Source organism: Pseudomonas sp. SDO55104_S430 (assembly GCF_054070595.1).
Genome location: NZ_JBSVXG010000005.1, coordinates 25449 through 46005 on the forward strand (window position 1 = coordinate 25449; position 20557 = coordinate 46005).

At 58.5% G+C, this 20557-nt stretch carries 18 protein-coding genes; 13 read left to right on the top strand and 5 right to left on the bottom strand.

Features of this window, described 5'->3' with window-relative positions; translation table 11 throughout:
• Positions 1-35 precede the first annotated feature (35 nt).
• Positions 36-1253 carry a CaiB/BaiF CoA transferase family protein gene (locus tag ACW9JE_RS01640; RefSeq protein ID WP_457431655.1) on the top strand — a complete coding sequence of 406 codons (1218 nt, stop codon included), beginning with the start codon at positions 36-38 and terminating at the stop codon, positions 1251-1253.
• Between the two features lie 34 nt (positions 1254-1287).
• On the opposite strand, the gene gcvA is transcribed toward ACW9JE_RS01640, so the two are convergent.
• Both gcvA and ACW9JE_RS01650 read right to left on the bottom strand, forming a co-directional pair.
• On the bottom strand, positions 1288-2196 hold the full coding sequence (gene gcvA, locus ACW9JE_RS01645) for a transcriptional regulator GcvA (RefSeq protein WP_224534334.1): 909 nt from the start codon (positions 2194-2196) through the stop codon (positions 1288-1290).
• Between the two features lie 135 nt (positions 2197-2331).
• Positions 2332-3765 (bottom strand): aldehyde dehydrogenase family protein, encoded by a 1434-nt coding sequence (locus ACW9JE_RS01650; RefSeq protein WP_457431656.1) that lies wholly within the window; start codon positions 3763-3765, stop codon positions 2332-2334.
• Positions 3766-4065: 300 nt separating this feature from the next.
• On the opposite strand from ACW9JE_RS01650, the gene ACW9JE_RS01655 reads away from it, so the two are divergent.
• Together ACW9JE_RS01655 and ACW9JE_RS01660 are read left to right on the top strand one after the other, a co-directional pair.
• On the top strand, positions 4066-5406 hold the full coding sequence (locus ACW9JE_RS01655) for an MFS transporter (RefSeq protein ID WP_457431657.1): 1341 nt from the start codon (positions 4066-4068) through the stop codon (positions 5404-5406).
• A gap of 287 nt (positions 5407-5693) precedes the next feature.
• Complete coding sequence (locus ACW9JE_RS01660) at positions 5694-7403, top strand: ABC transporter ATP-binding protein (RefSeq protein WP_457431658.1); 1710 nt, start codon at positions 5694-5696, stop codon at positions 7401-7403.
• Positions 7404-7410: 7 nt separating this feature from the next.
• Here ACW9JE_RS01660 and ACW9JE_RS01665 read toward each other — a convergent pair whose 3' ends face one another.
• The gene (locus tag ACW9JE_RS01665; protein WP_457431659.1) at positions 7411-8334 is read right to left on the bottom strand and encodes a LysR substrate-binding domain-containing protein; all 924 of its coding nucleotides are present in this window, start codon (positions 8332-8334) and stop codon (positions 7411-7413) included.
• Between the two features lie 128 nt (positions 8335-8462).
• A complete protein-coding gene (locus tag ACW9JE_RS01670) occupies positions 8463-9365 on the bottom strand; it encodes a LysR family transcriptional regulator (protein ID WP_457431660.1) in 903 nt (300 codons plus the stop codon).
• A gap of 130 nt (positions 9366-9495) precedes the next feature.
• Here ACW9JE_RS01670 and ACW9JE_RS01675 point away from each other — a divergent pair, with 130 nt between their 5' ends.
• From ACW9JE_RS01675 to ACW9JE_RS01685, 3 genes are all read left to right on the top strand, one after another.
• Positions 9496-10326, top strand: a complete 831-nt coding sequence (locus tag ACW9JE_RS01675) for an oxidoreductase (RefSeq protein WP_457431661.1) — start codon at positions 9496-9498, stop codon at positions 10324-10326.
• Between the two features lie 192 nt (positions 10327-10518).
• On the top strand, positions 10519-11553 hold the full coding sequence (locus ACW9JE_RS01680; RefSeq protein ID WP_457431662.1) for a phenylacetaldoxime dehydratase family protein: 1035 nt from the start codon (positions 10519-10521) through the stop codon (positions 11551-11553).
• A 200-nt stretch (positions 11554-11753) separates the two neighbouring features.
• Positions 11754-12311 (top strand): cytochrome b, encoded by a 558-nt coding sequence (locus tag ACW9JE_RS01685; protein ID WP_457431684.1) that lies wholly within the window; start codon positions 11754-11756, stop codon positions 12309-12311.
• A 196-nt stretch (positions 12312-12507) separates the two neighbouring features.
• Here the strand turns inward: ACW9JE_RS01685 and ACW9JE_RS01690 are convergent, their stop codons facing one another.
• Positions 12508-14412 carry a sigma 54-interacting transcriptional regulator gene (locus ACW9JE_RS01690; RefSeq protein ID WP_457431663.1) on the bottom strand — a complete coding sequence of 635 codons (1905 nt, stop codon included), beginning with the start codon at positions 14410-14412 and terminating at the stop codon, positions 12508-12510.
• A gap of 242 nt (positions 14413-14654) precedes the next feature.
• Here ACW9JE_RS01690 and ACW9JE_RS01695 point away from each other — a divergent pair, with 242 nt between their 5' ends.
• The 7 genes from ACW9JE_RS01695 (at position 14655) to ACW9JE_RS01725 (ending at position 20542) form a co-directional block, all read left to right on the top strand.
• Positions 14655-15137, top strand: a complete 483-nt coding sequence (locus ACW9JE_RS01695; RefSeq protein ID WP_224534362.1) for an MSMEG_0572/Sll0783 family nitrogen starvation response protein — start codon at positions 14655-14657, stop codon at positions 15135-15137.
• 84 nt (positions 15138-15221) lie between these two features.
• Positions 15222-16199: a Nit6803 family nitrilase gene (locus tag ACW9JE_RS01700; RefSeq protein WP_224535458.1), complete on the top strand. Its 978-nt coding sequence runs from the start codon at positions 15222-15224 to the stop codon at positions 16197-16199.
• On the top strand, positions 16186-17268 hold the full coding sequence (locus tag ACW9JE_RS01705; RefSeq protein ID WP_224535460.1) for an MSMEG_0568 family radical SAM protein: 1083 nt from the start codon (positions 16186-16188) through the stop codon (positions 17266-17268). The genes ACW9JE_RS01700 and ACW9JE_RS01705 overlap by 14 nt, the downstream gene beginning before the upstream one ends.
• Before the next feature lie 14 nt (positions 17269-17282).
• Entirely contained in the window at positions 17283-17843 is a 561-nt protein-coding gene (locus ACW9JE_RS01710; protein WP_224535462.1) for an MSMEG_0567/Sll0786 family nitrogen starvation N-acetyltransferase, read from the top strand.
• Positions 17836-18858 (top strand): sll0787 family AIR synthase-like protein, encoded by a 1023-nt coding sequence (locus ACW9JE_RS01715; RefSeq protein WP_457431664.1) that lies wholly within the window; start codon positions 17836-17838, stop codon positions 18856-18858. The genes ACW9JE_RS01710 and ACW9JE_RS01715 overlap by 8 nt, the downstream gene beginning before the upstream one ends.
• A gap of 1 nt (position 18859) precedes the next feature.
• Positions 18860-19195 carry an MSMEG_0570 family nitrogen starvation response protein gene (locus ACW9JE_RS01720; protein ID WP_457431665.1) on the top strand — a complete coding sequence of 112 codons (336 nt, stop codon included), beginning with the start codon at positions 18860-18862 and terminating at the stop codon, positions 19193-19195.
• 45 nt (positions 19196-19240) lie between these two features.
• The gene (locus ACW9JE_RS01725) at positions 19241-20542 is read left to right on the top strand and encodes an MSMEG_0569 family flavin-dependent oxidoreductase (RefSeq protein ID WP_224535468.1); all 1302 of its coding nucleotides are present in this window, start codon (positions 19241-19243) and stop codon (positions 20540-20542) included.
• The last annotated feature ends 15 nt before the right edge of the window (positions 20543-20557 follow it).

Here is a 20557-nt window from a genome sequence, read left to right on the forward strand (position 1 = left end):
AAATCCCGACACGTTCAAAGCGGGAGGACTACAGCATGTTGCGTGACGCATTGAAAGGCTTGACGGTGCTGGACTTCACCCAGATTGCTGCAGGCCCTACCTGCACCATGCTGCTCGCCGATATGGGGGCGCAGGTCATCAAGGTCGAGCCTCCGGAAGGCGAGTTGGGGCGCACCCTTGGCCCGGCCTGGGTCGGTGAAGACAGTGCGCTCTACCACGGCTTCAACCGTGGCAAGCTGGGTGTTTGTCTCGACCTCAAGCATCCTGATAGCCTGGCTATCGTGATGCGCATGGTGGCCGAAGCTGACGTGCTCATTGAAAGCATGCGTCCCGGTGTCATGGCGCGCCTGGGACTCGGGTATGAGGCGGTGGCTGAGGTTAACCCGAAGCTGATTTACTGCTCCATTTCCGCCTACGGACAGCAGGGCCCTTACGCTGAGCGGGCAGGTGTGGACGGTATCCTGCAGGCGGACTCAGGTTTGATGAGTCTGATTGGTCTGCCGGACTCGCCGCCATGCAAAGTCCAGGCGCCGGTCGTCGATGTGGTGACGGGCTACATGGCCAGCATGTCGATTCTGGCAAAGCTGCAGGCGCGTCATGTCGACGGCAAGGGCGGTCATCTGGACGTCAGTCTTATGAACAGCGCCTTGGCTTTGCAGCAGTCTTCCATCACCAGCTACCTGCAGGATGGGCAGTTGCCCAAGCCTATCGGCAGCGCGGCGCCGTACGCGGCGCCCAACGAAGCCTTCCGCACTGAGGATGGCTGGATCATGGTTGCGGCTTACAACGGCAATCGCTGGGAGCGTTTGTGCGCGGTGCTCGGGCATGGGGAGTGGGTGCAGGACCCGCGTTTCGACAGCTCGGGTAATCGGGTCAAGCACCGGGCGTTGATGCAGGCAATGCTCGATTCGGTTTTTGTCACGCGTCCTACGACGCACTGGCTGGAAGCCCTGCGCAAAGCCGACATCCTGTGTGCAAAGGTCGCCGACTACAGTGACCTGCTGGTGCATCCGCAACTGGCTGACAATGCATTGCTGGCGAGCATCGAACATCCACGACACGGCACGTTGCGTACGGTTGGTTTCCCGGTCAACAGCGCTGCCGCAGCGGCTGAGCCCTACAGGCCGGCACCCGATCTGGGTGAGCATTCGCGTAGTGTTTTGAGAGACTTTGCGTTCAGCGATGAAGAAATCGACCGGTACTTGCAGGGCGGCGCTGTCCGCGAATCCAGGGAGCCCAAAGCTCCTCGGTAGGTAAAAATCAATCCCGGCTCAGGCCGGGATTTTTTCATTCTGCTGTGCGGCTCAGTCGCGCCTGTTCCAGTATCCATTGGCGGAATATCGTCATGTCCTCTCGCTCGGGACGATGCTTGGGCGTCAGTAAATAGTACGTGTAGGCACCACGGTCAACGGTTTGCTCGAATGGGCGTACCAGCGTGCCTTCACGTAATTCCTTTCCCACCAGAAACAACTGAGCCATGGCAATCCCTTGCCCACCGATGGCGGCGGCATAGACCATGGATGAGCTCTGATAAATCATGCCTGCGCGCGAATCGACCTGACTGATGACGCCCGTTTCCTCAAGCCAATAGGCCCAATCGTCAGGGCGGGCTATGGAATGAAGCATGGTGTATTCGGCAACGTCGACAGGCGAATGCAAGCCGGGTTCAGTGTTCAGCAGAGCAGGGCTGCACACCGGGGCCAGTAAGTTCTCGCTCAGTACATAACTGTTGCAATTAGGCCAGTCTCCTGCGCCAAGCCGAATCGCCGCATCCAGATCCTCTTTCTGAAAATCCACCGGATCCAGGGAAGCGGTGAGCAATACTTCGATCTTTGGATTTTCATGATGAAAGCTGGCCAGGCGCGGGATCAGCCACTGCATGGCAAACGTGGTGTAAGCGCGAACCTTGATCTGCCGACGTTTAGTTGGACGCTTCAGTTGCCGTGTAGCGCTGCGCAGTTCTTCAATGATTCGTGCCACGGCATTGAAATATTGTTCACCGGCTGCCGTGAGGCTGACCTGTCGATGGCCTCGCGTGAAAAGGGGCTGCTCCATGTAGTCCTCCAGCGAGCGAATCTGCCTGGATACAGCACCTGGAGTGACATTCAGTTCTTCAGCGGCCAATGTAATGCTCAAGTGACGCGCGACAGCTTCGAAGGCGCGAATGGCGTTGAGTGGAGGTAGTCTGTCCTTCATGGGGATCTTCTTGTACGACATAAATGGCCCTGGATGAGGATGACAAAAGCTCAAGTGAGCCGGATTGTCAAACGCCAACACCCCGCCGCGGTTTGATCCACGGCAGGGTGCTTGGGTTGGTAGGGGAGGGACGCGTCAGAGGCGGATGATGACCGACTTCAGCTGGGTGTAGTGAGACAAGGCATCGATGCCTTGCTCGCGCCCGTAGCCGCTCTGTTTAAATCCACCGCAAGGCGTCTGCACGAACCCGCCGCTATATTCGTTGACCACGATTCGGCCAGCTTCAAGGCCAGCAGCGACTCGATGAACCCGACCAATGTCGCGGCTCCAGATACCGGCGCCGAGGCCGAACTCACTGTCGTTGGCGATGCGCAGGGCATCCGCCTCATCTTTGAATGGGATCACGCAGACGATCGGCCCGAAAATCTCTTCCTTGGCCAAGGTCATGTCATTGGTTACACCGGTGTATACCGTCGGTTCGATGTACCAGCCCGTACCCAGATGCTCGCCAGTACCGACCTTACCACCGATAGCAGGCTTGAGGCCTTCACGTTCTGCGACATCGAAATAGCTTTTGATTTTCTCGAACTGTGCCTTGGTGGTAATCGGCCCCGAGGTGGAGTCGAAGTCTGGGCCCACGCGCAGCGCCGCTACTTCACTGATGAATTTTTCAACAAACTGATCGTGAATGTTTTCCTGAACCAGCAGGCGAGTGCCAGCTGCACACCACTGACCGCTGTTCCAGGTAAAGGCGCGAGTGGCACCCTTGGCAGCGGCAGCCAGATCGGCATCGTCAAACACGATGTTGGCGGACTTGCCACCCAGTTCCAGCGTCAGCGGCAAGATGCGTTCTGCTGCGATACGTCCCAGCTCCTGGCCGGCAGTCAGGCCGCCGGTGAACGAAATTTTACGCATCAGCGGGTGACGCGCCATGACGGGGCCAATGACGCTGCCCTTGCCCACAATTACGTTGAAAACACCGGGTGGCAGGCCCGCTTCTTCAACGGCGATTCTTGCCAGTTCTACAAGCGAAGCGGAGGTGTGTTCCGACGGCTTGGCCACCACGGTATTGCCGGTAGCCAACGCAGGCGCAATGGCGCGAGCGGCCTGATGTAGCGGGGCGTTCCACGGCAGAATGACGCCGATAACACCGAACGGATCGCGTCGGGTGTATACGTGATAGTCAGGGCCCTGATTGATGACTTCACCGTCCATGACGTTGACCAGCCCGGCATAGTATTCAAAGTACTGGGCGGTCAGATCCATCAAGGCCGCCATTTCCTGGCCAGGCTTGCCGGTCTCGGCACTTTCCAGCGTGCCAATACGGTTAACGCCAGTGCGCACGATACGGGCCAGCTCAATGAGAATACGACCACGTTCGGAAGGGCGCATATCGCGCCAGGCGGGTACGGCCTGGTGAGCGTTTTCGATGGCAAATTCGACGTCTTGCGGGCCACTGTTAGCGACTTCGCCCATTTTTTCGCCGCTGCGCGGATCCAGTTTGTCCACGAAGTGACCGGTGCACGGTGGCAGGGTGGCGCCGGCAATGTAACTTTCAACTTTTAACATCGGGTGTCTCCTCGGTGCACGCGACAGACAATGTCGGTGCGCCTCTTGTTGTCTGAACTTTGATGACTGGCGGCAGATTCGACCTTTATGCATAGGTTGTTCAAGGGAGTTTTCAGCGTCCTTCGCTTGAGAAAAACTCAGCTGACGCTGAGCTTATGGAACGCAAGCACCTGCGGCATGGGATTTCGAACCCGGTTGATCAAACGTCAACTGAGTAGGGCATTAAACTCGCTTCACTGCGCAGAAAAGCGATGCCATCGTTTCCGTCACAACAAGAAATGTGCTTACGGGAACAATGCTATGAACAATGAGAGTAATGCGGCCCTGCATCACCTGCCCGAACTGGAAAGCAGTTCGAACACCAATGGACGAAAGTTAAGCAAAACCGAGCGTAAGGCCATGGTGGCCGCCACACTCGGAACGATTGTGGAATACACCGACTGGGTGATTTACGCGACGTTCTCCACAATCCTGGCCCGTCAGTTTTTCCCCAGCGGCAACAGCCTGACTGCGTTGCTGTCGGTACTTGCTGTATTCGCTGTCGGATTTCTGATGCGACCAATCGGCGGTGCGGTATTGGGAACATTCGCTGACCGTTACGGACGGAAAAAAGGGCTGACCCTGTCCATCCTCCTGATGTCGCTTGCCTCGCTCGTTATCGGTATCTGCCCCAACTACGAAAGCATCGGCATCGCTGCTCCGATCATCCTGGTACTTGCGCGTCTCACCCAAGGCTTTTCCGCCGGCGGCGAGTTCGGTTCTGCTTCGGCTTTCCTGATCGAGTCCGCACCCTCGAATCGCCGGGCTTTCGCAGGCTCCTGGCAATGGTTTGCGATAAATGCCGGTACGTTAGTGTCATTCCTGTTGGGTTATATGCTGGCATCGATCGGGAGTGACACCGCTCTGGAGGATTGGGGCTGGCGCGTGGCTTTTGTGATCGCCGCTCTGATGGGGTTGTTGACCTTGTGGATTCGTCTTTCTGTCCGTGAGACTGAAGTGTTCCAGTCCAGAGTTGCCAAGAAAACGGTAAAAAAGAGCCCACTGCGCGAGATCTTTACCACTCACCGCAAGGATGTGCTGCGCGTGATCGGCGTGGCGATGGCAGGCAATCTGCTGAACTACGTGTGGATGGTGAGTTATCCGTCGCAAGTGCATTTGATTACTGGCATGTCTATTCGTGACACGTTGCTGGCCGGATCCATTGCAGTTGGGGTCTCGTTGTTGCTCATGCCCTTCGTTGGCATGCTGGCCGACCGTGTCGGTCGTCGCCCTGTCCTGATTGCGTTCGCTTTCAGTGCAGCATTGTGGGCCTGGCCGAGTTTTGGTTTGCTGTATCAAGGCATCAGCCTGGCTGAAGTGGCGATGATTCAAACTGTATCGATGGTGATTCTGACCGGCTTCGGTGCAGCCTCAGCGGTGACCATGGCCGAGCAGTTCCCGGCAGAGGTTCGGGTAACCGGGATCGCACTTCCATATGCTTTGTCCGTTACTGTCTTTGGCGGTACCTCTCCGTACCTGATGACGGCAATGACTGGCGGTGGGTACGGCCATTTGTTCTGGATTTACCTGGCGGCGATCAGTTTGATCAGCGGCATCGTTTACCTGCGAATGTCTGAGATGAAGGGACAACCGCTGCGTTAAACGTAAAATTGTCCTCGAAGGCCGCCCCGAAACGGGCGGCCTTTTCGTTTTTGTGGTCAATCCGCTGGATTAGTAAGTGCAGCTTCAAAGGGTGAGGGGGGGAGGCATCTTGTTCGAACCCTTCGGGAAACTCACCATGTGCATGCCCTGATCTCAGCGGCAATGCTCCGACTACCCGCTCACTTTGGAGACAGCGATGCGCCGCATCTGCCGATACTCGAGTCTCCCGAGTGCCACGCTATTGAAGATGACCTCGCCCGCGTTGGCGTGGACGTGAAGGTGCCGTGATGAATGAACAATTTCGTCCTTACCCCTACAGCCAGGTGCTCGGCTTCGTGGCCAGAATGTGGATGCGGCGACGTGGTTTTTTTATCTCGGGTACTTTGCTGACTCTCGCCGCTACAGGGTTCGATCTGTTGTTGCCTTGGGCGTCAGCAAGGCTGATCGAAAGCGTCGCTTTGAATACTGATGCGCCCACCGTGTGGCAGAACTGGTTCATCCTCCTGGGCGCCTTCGCAGGATTCGCCATCAGCCGTAATCTCGCCCATCGCTTGTGGATTCCGCTGGCGTCGCGAAACATGCAGGCGGTCTTGCTGAAAAGTTTTGAACATGTGCTGTCCGCACCTGCCCACTGGCATGCGGTGCAGTCCTCCGGTGATACGTTGCGACGCTTACGTCGGTCGATGTCGGGATATGACAAGGTAACTGATGCGGTCACGGTGCATTTGGGGCCGGCCTTGATGGTGTTGCTGGGACTCGTCGTGATGATCGGTTGGCGTGAGCCACTGGCTGGCCTGTTTGCTTTGCTGGTAGTGATCGCGTTTATCGTCAGTAACCTGGTGGTCGGCATGCAGTGGATACGCCCGGCTCACCTGAACGCAAACTTTAACGACGGACAGTTGAGCGGACTGGCCGCTGATGTGCTGGCTGCTGCCACAACCATCAAGAGTTTCAGAGCGGAGACGCGTGAGCGTGCACGCATGGAAGAGGTCGCGCAGGAGTGGGGGCTGGCATCTTCGAAGGCCTGGCGGCGTGTTGTCGACTTGGGGTTGATGCAGAACCTGCTGCTGTTGTTACTGCTTGCAGGGCTCAGTGGCGTCGCACTGCTTGCCTGGTCAAAAGGGGCCACTCGCCCGGGTGACGTTGCATTTGCCGTCACGTCGTTTCTACTGATGGCAGGCTATCTGCGTGGGTTTGGTGAAAACCTTCGGGCGGCTCAGTCGGGGCTTGAGGATGCTGCGGACGCTCTGTTCTTGACCGGGTTGCCCCAGGAGGAATCCGGCTCCAGTGAAACGCTGGCGATTGTGGATGACCGGCGCGGGGAGGTGGTGTTCGACAACATCGGGTTCACTTACCCAGGGACGGACGCACCCGTCCTGGAAGGGTTCAGTCTGCACGTGCTGTCCGGTGAGACCGTCGCCATTGCTGGTGCCAGTGGTTCAGGAAAATCAACGGTATCCAAGTTGTTGCAGCGCTTCTACGAACCCCACGGTGGGCAGGTCATGCTGGATGGACGTGACATCTCGACGTTGCCCCTGGACGTGCTTCGGCGCAACGTTTCCATGGTAGGACAGGACGCGGTGCTGTTGAGTCGCTCCATACGCGACAACATCAGCTATTCAAGACCCAACGCCAGTCTGGAAGAAATTGTCGCAGCCGCCACTGCTGCGTGTGCGCATGAATTCATCATGGCCCTCCCCGAAGGCTATAACACCCATGTCGGTAGTTATGGGGCGTTGTTGTCAGGTGGGCAGCGGCAGCGCATTGCGCTGGCCAGGGCAGTATTGGCAGATGCTCCTGTACTGGTACTGGACGAAGCCACCTCGGCTCTGGACACGCAAACCGAGGCACGGGTATTGGCTAGCATCGTCGCTTTTCGGCCACAGCAAACACGGATTGTTATTGCTCATCGTCCAGCGGCCATTCTTGCAGCGGACAGAGTGCTCTGGCTGGAGCAGGGGGCGGCATTCGAAACCGCAGCCAGTTGTGTCATTTGACTGCGGGTTACAGAATCAGATTTTCGAGTGGTGGAGCAGCGTAATCGCTGCGTAGGAAGTCGATCAGGACGCGCAACTTTGCGGGTACCCGGCGTCGGTCAGGATAGTAAAGGTGCAAGGAAGGAATGACCGGGCACCATTCCTCCAGCACTCTTACTAGCCGTCCTTGCCGCAGGAAGGGCTCGATATAGCCATTGATCATGTAAGCGATGCCTAATCCGTCCATCGCAGAACGAACCAGGATCTCCGAGTCGTTGAGGATCAGTCGACCCTTGATCTGCAAGTCGATTTTTTCTTCACCGTTATCGAACTCCCAGCGCTCAATCTGCCCCGTGCTGGATTGTCGAAAGCCAATGCAATTGTGCATCAATAAATCACGGGGATGTTCGGGCTGACCAAATCGCGCTACATATTCGGGAGCGGCTATGATCTGCGCCTTCAAGGCGGGGCCGATCGGTAAGGCCACCATATCTTTCTCGACGGCGCTACCAAACCGGATACCCGCGTCGAACCCCTGGCTGACGATATCCACCAACTGATTCTCGACACGTATTTCCAGATTGATTTCGGGGTATGTGGTCATGAAACGTTGAAGTATCGGTTGCAGCAGAATCAAGTACGCGGCACGCGGAACATTGATACGCAACAGGCCTGCGGGAAGGCTGGCCTCCCGGCCGAGCTCTTGTGAGGCAGAGGAGAGTTGTTCCAGTGCAGGTTGCACTCGCTCCAAATATCGCTCACCAATCTCGGTCAGACAGACACTGCGGGTGGTTCGATTGAACAACACCAGCCCCAGTCGCTGTTCAAGCCCTCGAATGCTTTGGCTGACAGCTGAAGGGGAAATACCTAGTTTTATAGCGGCGTTTGAGAAGCCCTTTTCTTCAGCCACCGTCATGAAGGTTACCAATCCATCCAGGTGATCCTGACGCATGATTGTTCTCCCACCACGGTGGCCAAGAAACAACGTTTAGCACCATCCACCTGACGCTGCAAAAGCAGCTGCACAATAGATTCTTACCGGATGTTGCTCGAAATGACCCTTTGCAGCAGATCGTGAAACTACGTCGCCTGTTGCCGGGCAGACCGGGCGAAATCTATGAAGGCTTTGAGCGGTGCAGGAACATGGCGGCGACTTGGGTAATAAAGGTGCAGGCCCGGGTAGTAGGGGCACCAATCCGCTAGAACCTGGATCAAGCTACCGTCAGCCAGAGCGCCAGTGACCATGTTTTCGAAAACATACGCCAGGCCGAGGCCCTGCTGCGCGGGGCCGACCATCAGGCTCACATCGCCAAGGGTGAGCGGGCCGTTGACTTCGATCTCCTGGGCAATTCCACCTCTTTCAAATTCCCAGCGGTACATCGAGCCGCTGGGGAATCGATGGCGAATGCACGGGATACCGTGAAGATCCTCTGGCTTTTGTGGTGCGATGTGCCGTTCGAAAAACGCCGGGGCTCCCACGACCACTGAGCGCATGTTTGGCCCTATGGGAAGCGACACCATATCGGCCTCCAGGCGATTACCGAATCTAACTCCAGCGTCAAATCCGCCCGCCACCACATCCACCAGCGCATCGCTATCTACGACTTCCAGCCGGATATCCGGATACGCCTGGAGAAACTGGCTGACAATCGGCAGCAGCACCAGCTCGCACGCCTGACGGCCTGCCGTGAGGCGCAGATTGCCTGATGGCTTGTCGCGGAAGCTGTTGAGATCTTCGAGCGCATCATCGATGTCTCGAAAAGCCGGTTTGAGCCTGGTGTAAAGACGCTCCCCGGCTTCTGTCATCGCAACACTGCGTGTGGTGCGATTGAACAGCCGCACGCCCAGTCGGTTTTCCAGAGCTCGCAAGGAGTGGCTCAGAGCCGAGGGAGTAAGGCCTAGCTCCACCGCCGCGCGGCTGAAATTCAGATGCTGGGCAATGCAGAGAAAGATCGACAGGTCGGCGGTAGAGGGGGATTTCATTTGTGAGCACCTTTCACAAAGTCATGCAAAATACCTGGGATTATCACATCAGTAATGCAGATTTAAAGTAGCGTCAACTCATCGAGAAGGCCCGGCAATAACGCTCGGGTCGCTGACAGGAGGAGTTGAAATGCGTACTTGGTTCATTACTGGAGCTTCCCGTGGTTTTGGTACCCTCATCGCAGAACACGCTCTGCGTGCCGGCGACGCAGTGATTGCCACCGCTCGTAACCCACAAGACATCACGGATCGTTTGGGCAGCCACCCGAACCTTCTGGCAGTACGTCTGGATGTCACCAGCGAGACAGAATCGCAGCAGGCGGTAGCGGAAGGGATCAAGCGTTTCGGCCGCATCGATGTGGTGGTCAACAATGCCGGTTTCGGTGTGCTGGGTGCAGTAGAAGAAACCAGTGCCAGCGAAACTGAACGTCTGTTCGCCACCAACGTTTTCGGTGTGCTGAATGTCACTCGCGCTGTACTGCCGCACATGCGTCGTGAGCGCAGTGGACACATCATCAACATCTCTTCGATCGGCGGCTACCAGGCTTACATGGGCTGGGGTGTCTACGGTTCCACCAAGTTTGCGGTGGAAGGCATTACCGAAGCCATGTACCAGGAACTGGCGCCGCTGGGCATTCACGCGACCGTTGTTGAACCAGGCTTTTTCCGCACCGATTTTCTCGATGAGCAGTCACTGATCAAGACTGCACTGGAGTTGTCGGATTACGACGACACCGTAGGCGTGATGCGCAAGCACGCAGAAGCTGCGAACCATGCACAGCCTGGCGATCCGGTTAAGTTCGCGGAAGCGATTTTGGCCTTGGCCAATGCACCGAAGCCGCCACAGCGTCTGGCACTGGGCAGCGATACTGTCGCACGCATCGGCGAGAAGAACCGCTTTGTGGAGGCTGAACTGGCGGAGTGGAAAGAGCTGGCTCTGTCCACGGACTTCCAAGCCTGAGGCGGTTGATTCACAAGCGTTTCGCAAAAACCGGGTCTGCCCGGTTTTTGCGTTTTTCGGCCATGAACCGGGTGAAGTGATCAAGCTGAAAACGGAGAAGGGGCTGCACTACCTTCATCCCGGAAAGGGCGAGCCTGGTGACGTCTATAGTGAATGACTTCGACCCAATTTGACGAAACATCGGAGGCGTATATGGAATCGGCTATCCCTGCGCACCTGCGTGCGACACGTACCCAACCTGCGGCAATGTCGGAGGGCCATACACCTCCTTTTCCAGCGTGGGCCACACGGTTCGACCCTTTGATCGGTCAGGTGGTCATGGCCTATTTCGGGGTACAGTCAGCTGCTACTCCGGGGATCGAGGCGCTAGAGCCGATCACGAGCCTGTTCTCGTTGCCCGATGGCCCAGGCTATTGGGATCCTGCTCACTGTCAGGATGCTGCAGGTTTTCACAACCTCATCGCCATCGCTTATTGGTCGGATCCTGTGACCTTCGAGCGCTGGCGTCAGGAAAGCGGATTCGATGCATGGTGGAACGACCCACAACGACTAACAGAGCAAGTGGGTTGGTTTATCGAGATCGTCAGCCCAACCGCCGATCGTTTCGAAACGCTCCAGGCTTCTCTCGGGGCGCCTGAGGGGGTCAGCCACTTGGCCAAATCGTTGAGCGACAATCCTGTTCAGGAGCATGGCTACTGGGGCAGTGTGCGTGACCGGTTTGCCATCGCTCAAACTGACCCACTGCAGGGTGAAAAGCCTGAGGCTTCGACATTTAGTGGTCAGTCTCGCGTTCGCCTTCCCGGCCGGCAGAATCTTTGCCTCATCCGTTCCGGTCAGGACTGGGCTGCCACTCGCGACAAGGAGCGCCATCTGTATCTTCAAGACATCCAGCCGGTGCTGGAGGAGGGGATGACGTATCTGCGAGATCAGGGCAGGGCATTGGGCTGCCTGTCCTGTCGCTTCATGAGAGTGCTGGACACCACTACCGGAGAGCCACTCGAAAAGAGTTTCGGCCTTGCACATTTCGACGATCTGGCTCACTTGGAGGAGTGGGCAAAAACACACCCGACTCACCTGGCTATCTTCGGAGGTTTCATGCGCTACGTGCGGGCCCTGGATTTCCAGGTTGCACTGCGTTTGTACCATGAGGTGTCGGTGATTCCGGCTGATGCGCAGTGTTTTGAGTACATCAATTGCCATCCAGGAAGTGGTTTATTGAGGTCATGAACTCGTCCCGGCGCCGTGCTCATTCCACGTCATGAGAATGAAACCTCGTGAGGTTTCAGTATGAATTTGACGCAGGTGAATGCCATAGGTGAGGCTCACATATCAAATTAATAGATCAATTCAACTCAAAAAAAGTGATTTTTTTGATGGGCTGTGCTGACCATAATTGCCCGCAATGATCTATTTGAATGGGTACCGCGATGGCAAAGGTAGACAGCTATACCAGCACTGCAAAATGGCTGCATTGGGGCATGGCGCTCCTGTGGTTGGGGGCTTGGTGTATTGGAATGCTCGCAACACATTGGCGCGACGAACTGAACGCTCAGCATGAGCTGACGTTTTTGCATAAAGCCATGGCCAGCACGCTTCTGTTTTTAGTTGTCGCTCGAATCGCCTGGCGCCTGACTCATCCTGCGCCGGCGCTTCCGAAGAAGATGAGTCTAACCATGAAACGGGGAGCACTGGTCGGACATATTCTGCTGTATGTCGTCGCTCTGGTTGGCCTGCCTGTTTCGGGCTGGTACTGGAGTTCGGTGGCGGACAAACAGATCATGGTGGCAGGGTTGTTCGTTTTGCCCCCATTGGTAGCACCCGACAAAGATCTGTATGACCTGGCCAAGTGGGTTCATACATACACAGCGTGGTTGTGTGGGGCGCTGGTGGGCGGTCATGTCCTGGTTGCACTGAAGCATCATTTCATTGATGGAGATGATGTGCTCACCGGCATGCTTCCGGGTAATGACGCTCGAAAAGCTTGAATCAATGGGGCTCGGGAGTCATGGTTGCCTTGAAAGATATGAGGGCATGATCGAGCAACCGTGTTGCCTGCCATCTGCGCTTCGCTATCGAGACGTTGCCGAGTAGCCTGTTTAAAGTAGCAACCGGACACCGAGATCGGATTGAACCGAGGTACGTGTTCACTCAAGAAGCTGTCGCATCCAGGCTGAACAGCCTCTATTCGAGCTTGATACCCAGGCGCTTGAACCGCGACGCCAATGTTGTCGGTTTCAGCCCCAGTATCTGCGCCGCGCCACCTTTGCCGAACAACTTGCCTCCCGCCGCCTTCAATGCGGCCTGCATGTTGCTGCGTTCCAGCTCGCGAATCTGCGCGTCGGTCATGATCGCAACGTCCGGAGAGGATTGCTGGGGTGCAGGCTCGCAGGTTTTGGGCTCGTCCGGCAGGTCCAGATTCAGGTCGGCCCCCGTCGAGGTGATCAACGCGCGCTCGATCACGTTTTGCAGTTCGCGAATATTTCCCGGCCATGAGTAGCGTTGCAGGCGTTCGATATCGCTGTTGCGCAGACGTCGGCCAGGCATGTTCAGGCGTTTGCCGGTCTGTGCGAGGAAGTGCGCGGCCAACGCGCCGATATCCATCAGGCGATCGCGCAGCGCCGGGGACTGGATCGGGAACACGTTGAGGCGAAAATACAGGTCTTCACGAAAGTGTTTGGCCGCCACTTCCTGACGCAGGTCGCGGTTGGTCGCGGCGACGATCCGCACATCGACCTTGCGCGTGCGCTCTTCGCCGACCCGCTCGAACTGACCCTCCTGCAACACGCGCAAAAGTTTGCTTTGCAGTTCCAGCGGGATTTCGCCGATTTCATCGAGAAATAGCGTACCGCCATCCGCCAGTTCGAAGCGGCCGACACGATCACGCACGGCACCGGTAAAGGCGCCGCGGATGTGGCCGAAAAATTCGCTCTCGAACAGTTCTGCGGGGATCGCCGCACAGTTGACCCGGATCAGCGGGTGGCCGTTACGGCGGCTGGCCTGGTGAATCGCGCGGGCGATCAGTTCCTTGCCGGTACCCGATTCACCGTTGATCAACACGCTGGCGTCGGTGGGGGCGACGACGTCGATCTGCCGGATGATTTTCCTGATCGGCTCGCTCTGGCCGACGATCTCGCGATAGTTGTGCTCGATGTGAATCTCTTCCTGCAGATAGGCGTTTTGCTCTTCCAGCCGATCCTTGAACACCTTTAGTTCTTCGAGGGCGCTTTGCAGTTGGTTTTCCGTGCTGCGCCGCTCGGTGATGTCGCGGAACACCACCACGGCGCCAACGATACGTCCATCGGAGATCACCGGGGTGCTGGTGAATTCCACCGGGAACGAACTGCCGTCGCGGCGCCAGAAAATCTCCTGCCGGCCCTCATGAACCACTCCGTCGTGCACCGCTTTATAGATCGGGCACTGTTCCACCGGGTAATGGCTGCCGTCGGCATGGGTGTGGTGATGAATGCGGTGGATGTTCTTGCCGATCATGTCCTGGGTTTCCCAGCCCAGCATGCGCGCGCAAGCCGGGTTGACAAAGGTGGCCAGGCCTTCGCTGTCGATGCTGTAGATGCCATCGCCCACTGAGCTGAGCAGCAACTGGTTGTCGCGTTCGTTTTCCTGGAACAGGTTGAGAATGTTGCGCCACTCGATCAGCCCGCCGCGCATGGTGCGTTCAGTGTGAGCCTGGTCGCGCTGGTACTTCTGCTCGCTCAGTTCCCGCAGCACCAGAATCAGCTGCTGCTGGCCCTTGATCTGCAGTGTGGTGGCGGAGATTTCCAGCTCGATGCGTTCGCCGCTTTTGCAATTGCAACTGAGCTCATCGGTCCAGGCGCGGCCCTTGTCCATTACCGCCTGGGTAAACACGATCAGGTCGGCCAGTTGATGACCGAAAAGCTTGCTTACCGGTAGCTCCAACAACTCCTGGCGAGGGTACCCCAGCAGTTTGCAGGCGGCGATGTTGAGGTCCACCAGCAGATCGGAATACGGATTGAGCAGCGCGATGGCCTCGGCGCAGTGTTCAAACACCATGTGCCGTGACGAATAGGCCAGGTCGGCCCAACCGTTGAGGGAGTCAGCTTCGTTCATGCCTACGAAATCTCGTGTTCAGTGACTACGAATATTCGTATTTCTACGGGAGTGCGTGGTTCAGCGATAGCTGCAGATACGTTGAAAAAAACCGGATCAGATTGGGATGTCAAACAAAATCATATGGTTAGCTAATTTCTAAAATCGTTTTTCTTTTTTGGCACGGCGTTCGCTCTACCACTTGCAACCCGGCAGCCGACCCAGGCTGGCGTTCAAGCACGAAGATACTGGAGAGCGACACTATGCCAAGCGTGGACATCCCCCAATACAAAGACGGCGACTTCCTGGTCAATTACGAAGAGAAAGTCTTCGAGGACATCAAAGCCGAACCGGGCGAAAAAGTCCTGATCACCTTTCACACCATCGCTTTCGAGGGCTCCATCGGCCTGGTCAACATGCTTCAGGCCAAGCGCCTGCTACGCAAAGGCTTCGAAACCAAAATCCTGCTGTATGGACCGGGCGTGCAACTGGGCGTGCAACGCGGCTTCCCGACCCTGGGCGCCGAAGCGTTTCCCGGGCATTTGGCGGTGAACAAGCAATTGATGCAGTTCATGGAGGAGGGGGGTGAGGTATACGCCTGCCGCTTTGCCCTGCAAGCCCTGTACGGCCAGACCGAAAAGGCCCTGATCGAAGGCATCCGCCCGATCAACCCACTGGACGTGATGGACCTGCGTCTGCTGATGCGCCGTGAAGGCGCGATGATCATCGATACCTGGACAGCCTGACAGCAGCGCTGCAATCCCCCAGTGGCGAGCGAGCAAGCTCGCTCGCCACAACAGCCAGAGCACTCATCATTTCAGGACCCCATCATGCCCATCATTCGCGCAGCAGCCGTCCAACTCAGCCCAGTGCTTTACAGCCGCGAAGGCACCGTGGACAAGGTCTGCCAGCAAATCATCGCTTTGGGCCAACAAGGCGTGCAGTTCGCCGTGTTCCCCGAGACGGTGGTGCCGTACTACCCCTATTTTTCCTTCGTGCAGCCGGCTTTCGCCATGGGGGCACAACACCTCAAGCTGCTCGATCAATCGGTCACCGTGCCGTCCGCCACCACCCACGCCATAGGCGAGGCCTGCAAGCAGGCGGGGATGGTGGTGTCCATCGGCGTCAACGAGCGCGACGGCGGCACGATCTACAACGCGCAACTGCTGTTCGACGCCGACGGCACGCTGATCCAGCATCGCCGCAAAATCACGCCCACCTATCACGAGCGCATGGTCTGGGGGCAGGGCGACGGCTCCGGACTGCGAGCCGTAGACAGCGCCATCGGCCGCATCGGTTCGCTGGCGTGCTGGGAACATTACAACCCTCTGGCGCGTTATGCCTTGATGGCTGACGGCGAGCAGATCCACGCGGCGATGTTCCCCGGCTCCCTGGTCGGGGACATTTTCGCCGAGCAGATCGAGGTCACCATCCGCCATCACGCCTTGGAGTCCGGTTGTTTCGTGGTCAACGCCACCGCCTGGCTGGACGCCGATCAGCAGGGCCAGATCATGCAGGACACCGGCTGCGGCCTCGGCCCGATTTCCGGCGGCTGCTTCACCGCCATCGTCTCGCCGGAAGGCAAATTGCTCGGTGAGCCATTGCGCAGCGGGGAAGGCGTGGTGATTGCCGACCTCGACCTGGCCTTGATCGACAAGCGCAAACGCATGATGGATTCAGTTGGGCACTACAGCCGTCCGGAACTGCTCAGCCTGTTGATCGACCGTACACCCGCCGCCCATGTGCATGAGCGCGCCGCACACCTCAACGCCACTGCCACCGAGGAGCTCGATCATGCAAGCCAATGAACTGCTGGCCGAATTGCAATGCCACGGGGTGCGCTGGCCAGCGGCGCACAACGGCCTGTCTCGTCAAGGCGGCGCGGGACCGTCGGACCACAAGGCGCTGACGTTCGGCAGCCGGACCATGATGGTGCCGATCCTCAATCAGGCTTCGCAGACCTCGCCTTACCAGGCGCAACCCAGTGCCGATGGCAGCCAGGCGTTGATCTTCCGTGAAGGCTTGCAGGTCGGGCAGGTACAAATGCCCGGCGTGCCGAACTTCTACGGTTTGAGTACCGCCGACGGCATTCCCTACTGGAAAATCGCCACCCTGCACGGCAGCGATGTATTGGCGACCACGGTATTGCAACACTGCATTCGCTTCAACGATCGCGCCAGCTCCTGCCAGTTTTGCGCTATCGGCCAGTCACTGGCGGCGGGCAAGACCATCGCTCGCAAGCGTCCGCAGCAATTGGCGCAAGTGGCAAAGGCCGCGGTGGAGCTCGACGGCGTCAAGCACATGGTGATGACCACCGGGACACCGCAAACCGCGGACCGTGGCGCGGCGATCTTGTGTGAATCCGCCGCGGCAGTGACAGCCGCGGTAGACCTGCCGATCCAGGCGCAATGCGAGCCTCCGGACGACGACCGATGGTTCCAGCGCCTGGCCGACAGTGGTGTGGTCTCCCTGGGCATGCACCTGGAGGCGGTCACCGATGAAGTGCGCCAGCGGATCATGCCGGGCAAGGCCGAAGTGCCTCTGAGTCGCTATTTCGAAGCCTTCAGCGCAGCCGTCGAGGTGTTCGGACGCGGTCAGGTCAGTACCTACATCCTCGCCGGCCTGGGGGACAGCGAAGCAGCCATCAGCGAGATGAGCGAGCGTTTGTGCGCGCTGGGCGTGTACCCGTTCGTGGTGCCCTTCGTGCCCATCGACGGCACGCCGTTGGCTCATCACCCCAAACCGGACAGCGCGATGATGGCTCGCCTGTATCCGCAGATCGGCGCAAGCCTGCGCCGTCATGGCCTGCACTCCGATCAGATCAACGCCGGCTGCGCCAAGTGCGGCGCCTGCTCGGCCCTGAAAAACTACGAATAAGCCGGAGAACTCCCATGGCCCATTCCGTCTTTGCTTTGGTCGACAGCACGTTCGAGCCGTTCCGCGCTGGTGAATTGCTGGTCAAGCCCGCCAGTGAGCCCTGGGAGAAACAGGCGTATTTCGCCTTGCGCCGTTCGGTGTTTTCCGATGAGCAGCAACTGCTGGTACAGGACAAGGACAGTCACGATTTCCAGGCTATCGCCATTGTCGCCCTGGCCGGCAATTGCGGGATCGCCGACCAGGTGGTGGGCGCGGTGCGTATCTATCAGCCGCAGCCCGGCCTTTGGTTTGGCGGGCGCTTGTGTGTGGCCGCGGCGTATCGGCGGCACAGTATGATCGGCAAGGCGCTGGTCAACGAGGCGGTATCCCGGGCCAAGGACTTGGGCTGTGAGGTGTTCCGGGCAACCGTGCAGGCGCAGAACGAGAGCTACTTTCATGGCCTGCGCTGGCAGACCCTTGAGCATACCGAGCTCCTTGGCCAGCCCCATTGCCTGATGCAGGCGGATCTGTCGAGCTACCCGCTGATGCCACGTCAGGTGTCACTGCGTGCGCTGAAGGTGACTCGCCATGACTGACCTCGCGGCTCTGATCGACGTCCTGCGCAACACCCAGGCGATGCGCTCGAAACAGGCGATTCAACAGCCAGCGGCAGTGATCAGCCACTCGGAAAAAGCCCTGACCCGCGAGCAGCTTTACGCCCTGCCCGGTGATGACACCGCGGCGATTGCCTGCGGCGATCATTTTCAACTGCTGGCCATCGAAGGCATGTTGCCTGCGTTCGTCGATGCCGCGCCCTGGTTTGCCGGATGGTCGGCGGTCATGGCCAATGTCAGCGACATTACCGCCATGGGCGGACGTGCGACGGCAGTGGTCGATGCCTACTGGCATCACGACAATAGCGCCGCGCAACAGATCCTGGCGGGTATTCAAGCGGCCTGCGAAGCCTATGGACTGCTGCTGGCCGGCGGTCACACCAGCCTCGCGTCGGGCAACCCCGCCGCGTTGGCGGTGGCAATCATTGGCGTTGCGAAAACACTGCTGTCGACCCTGCATGTCGCGCCGGGCCAGGTGATCGCCATGGCGGTGGACCTCGAAGGCGTCTGGCACGCCGACAGCACTTATTGGAAGGCCTTCGAAGGTGTTCCCGCCGAACGCCTGTGCAGCAAGCTCGACGTGCTGCCGCGCCTGGCCGATGCCGGGCTGCTGCACGCCGCCAAGGACATCAGCAACGCCGGCGTGCTGGGCAGCCTGCTGATGCTGCTGGAAACCACCGGTTGCGGCGCGACTGTCGACTTGGCGGCGCTGCCATGCCCGCCGGACGCCGACCTTGAGCGCTGGCTGCAAGTGTTTCCCAGCTACGGATTTCTGATGACCCTTGATGAAGGCGACTGGGACCAGGTCCAGACCGCTTTCGCTTTCGAAGGGCTGCGTTGCGAGCGTATCGCCCGAGTCGACGCGAGCGGCGTTTTGAACGTTCGCCTCGGCCAGCAGCATGGCCATTTCTGGAATCTGCGTGAGCAGCCATTTACCGGTTTCAACTACGCCCATCTCGATCTTTCCCCTTTGAACCTCAAGCAACAGGAGCACTGACATGCCCGCCGTCAATTTCAGGATCCGCTGGCCCAATGGCCGCGAAGCCAGCGGCTACTCGCCGTCGACCGTGATTTTTCAGCATTTGGAGGAGGGCTCCAGTTACCCGCTTCCGGATTTTTTGCAACGCCTGGAAAGTGCCTTGAACAACGCTTCGGAGCGGGTCAAGGAGGTCAAGGGCTTCTATTGCAGCTCGGCCATGGACACCTTGAGTTCGTTGAAAGGCCAGGCCAGTTATCTGGTTGAGCCGACCGACGTCGAGGGGAGGGTGGAGGTGATCAGCATGCGCACCGAGGGCGCCGGGCAAGCGATCGGTGCGGGCTGGAGCTCATTCTGATTTTTTTCTGAACTTTTTATCGACACCGATGACCGGAGCAATGCCATGACCAGCCACCTCACTTCCATCAAAACCACACACCACAGCGTGATCGTCGTCGGCGGCGGCCAGGCCGGGTTGTCCGCCAGTTACTACCTGCAGCAGGAGGGGATCGATCATCTGGTGCTGGAAAAGCACAGCGTGACACACACCTGGCGCCACCAGCGCTGGGACGCCTTCAGCCTGGTCACGCCGAACTGGCAGTGCGCCTTGCCGGGTTACACCTACGTCGATGAATTCAAGGGCACCGATCCCCATGGGTTCATGAAGAAAGACGAGATCAACGCGTACCTGGCGGGCTTCGTCAAAGCGGTGAATGCGCCGGTGCGTGAAGGCGTGACAGTGCTGCGCGTGGTGCCGCGCGCCATCGGTGGCTTTGAGGTGCATACCTCCCAGGGCGAGTTTTCGGCTGACCACGTGATCGTCGCCTCGGGTGGTTATCACACGCCGATCATTCCGCGCCTGGCGGAGCGTTTGCCTGCAGACATTCACCAGATCCACTCCGAGCAATACCGCAACCCGCAGGCCCTGCCTTCAGGCAATGTGCTGGTGGTCGGCTCCGGGCAGTCGGGCGCGCAGATCGCCGAGGACCTGCACCTGGCCGGGCGCAAAGTGTTCCTGGCCGTCGGCGATGCACCACGTTGCGCGCGTTTCTATCGCGGTAAGGACGTGGTCGATTGGCTGGCAGAGATGGGGTACTACGAGATCGGCGTCGACACCCATCCGCTGCGTGAAGGGGTTCGCGACAACACCAACCACTATGTCACCGGGCGTGACGGCGGGCGTGACATCGACCTGCGCAAGTTTGCCGGGCAAGGCATGGAATTGTTCGGTCGACTCGAAGGCTTGCAAGGTACACGGATGCAGTTCGCGCCTAACCTGGCGCAGAGCCTGGACAACGCCGATGCGGTGTACAACCGCATCAACGGCTCGATCGACAAGTACATCGAACAGCATGGCATCGAGGCGCCGACCGGTGAGCGCTATGTTCCCACCTGGACGCCTGAGCAAGAGCGCTGCGAAGTGGACCTTGAGGCGGCAAACATCACCAGCATCATCTGGTGTATCGGCTTCAGCCCGGACTTCACCTGGGTCGAGGCACCGGTCTTCAATGGCCGCGGCCATCCGGGGCATCAACGCGGCGTTACCGGGCAGCCGGGTCTGTATTTTCTTGGTTTGCCGTGGTTATACACCTGGGGCTCGGGGCGTTTTTCCGGTGTGGCAAAAGATGCGAGGTACTTGGTGGATCGGATCAGCGCTGCCCACGCAAAGCACCCGGTTCAGGACAAGCGGGCGGCCGTGCGGTGATGGATGACAGTCCCC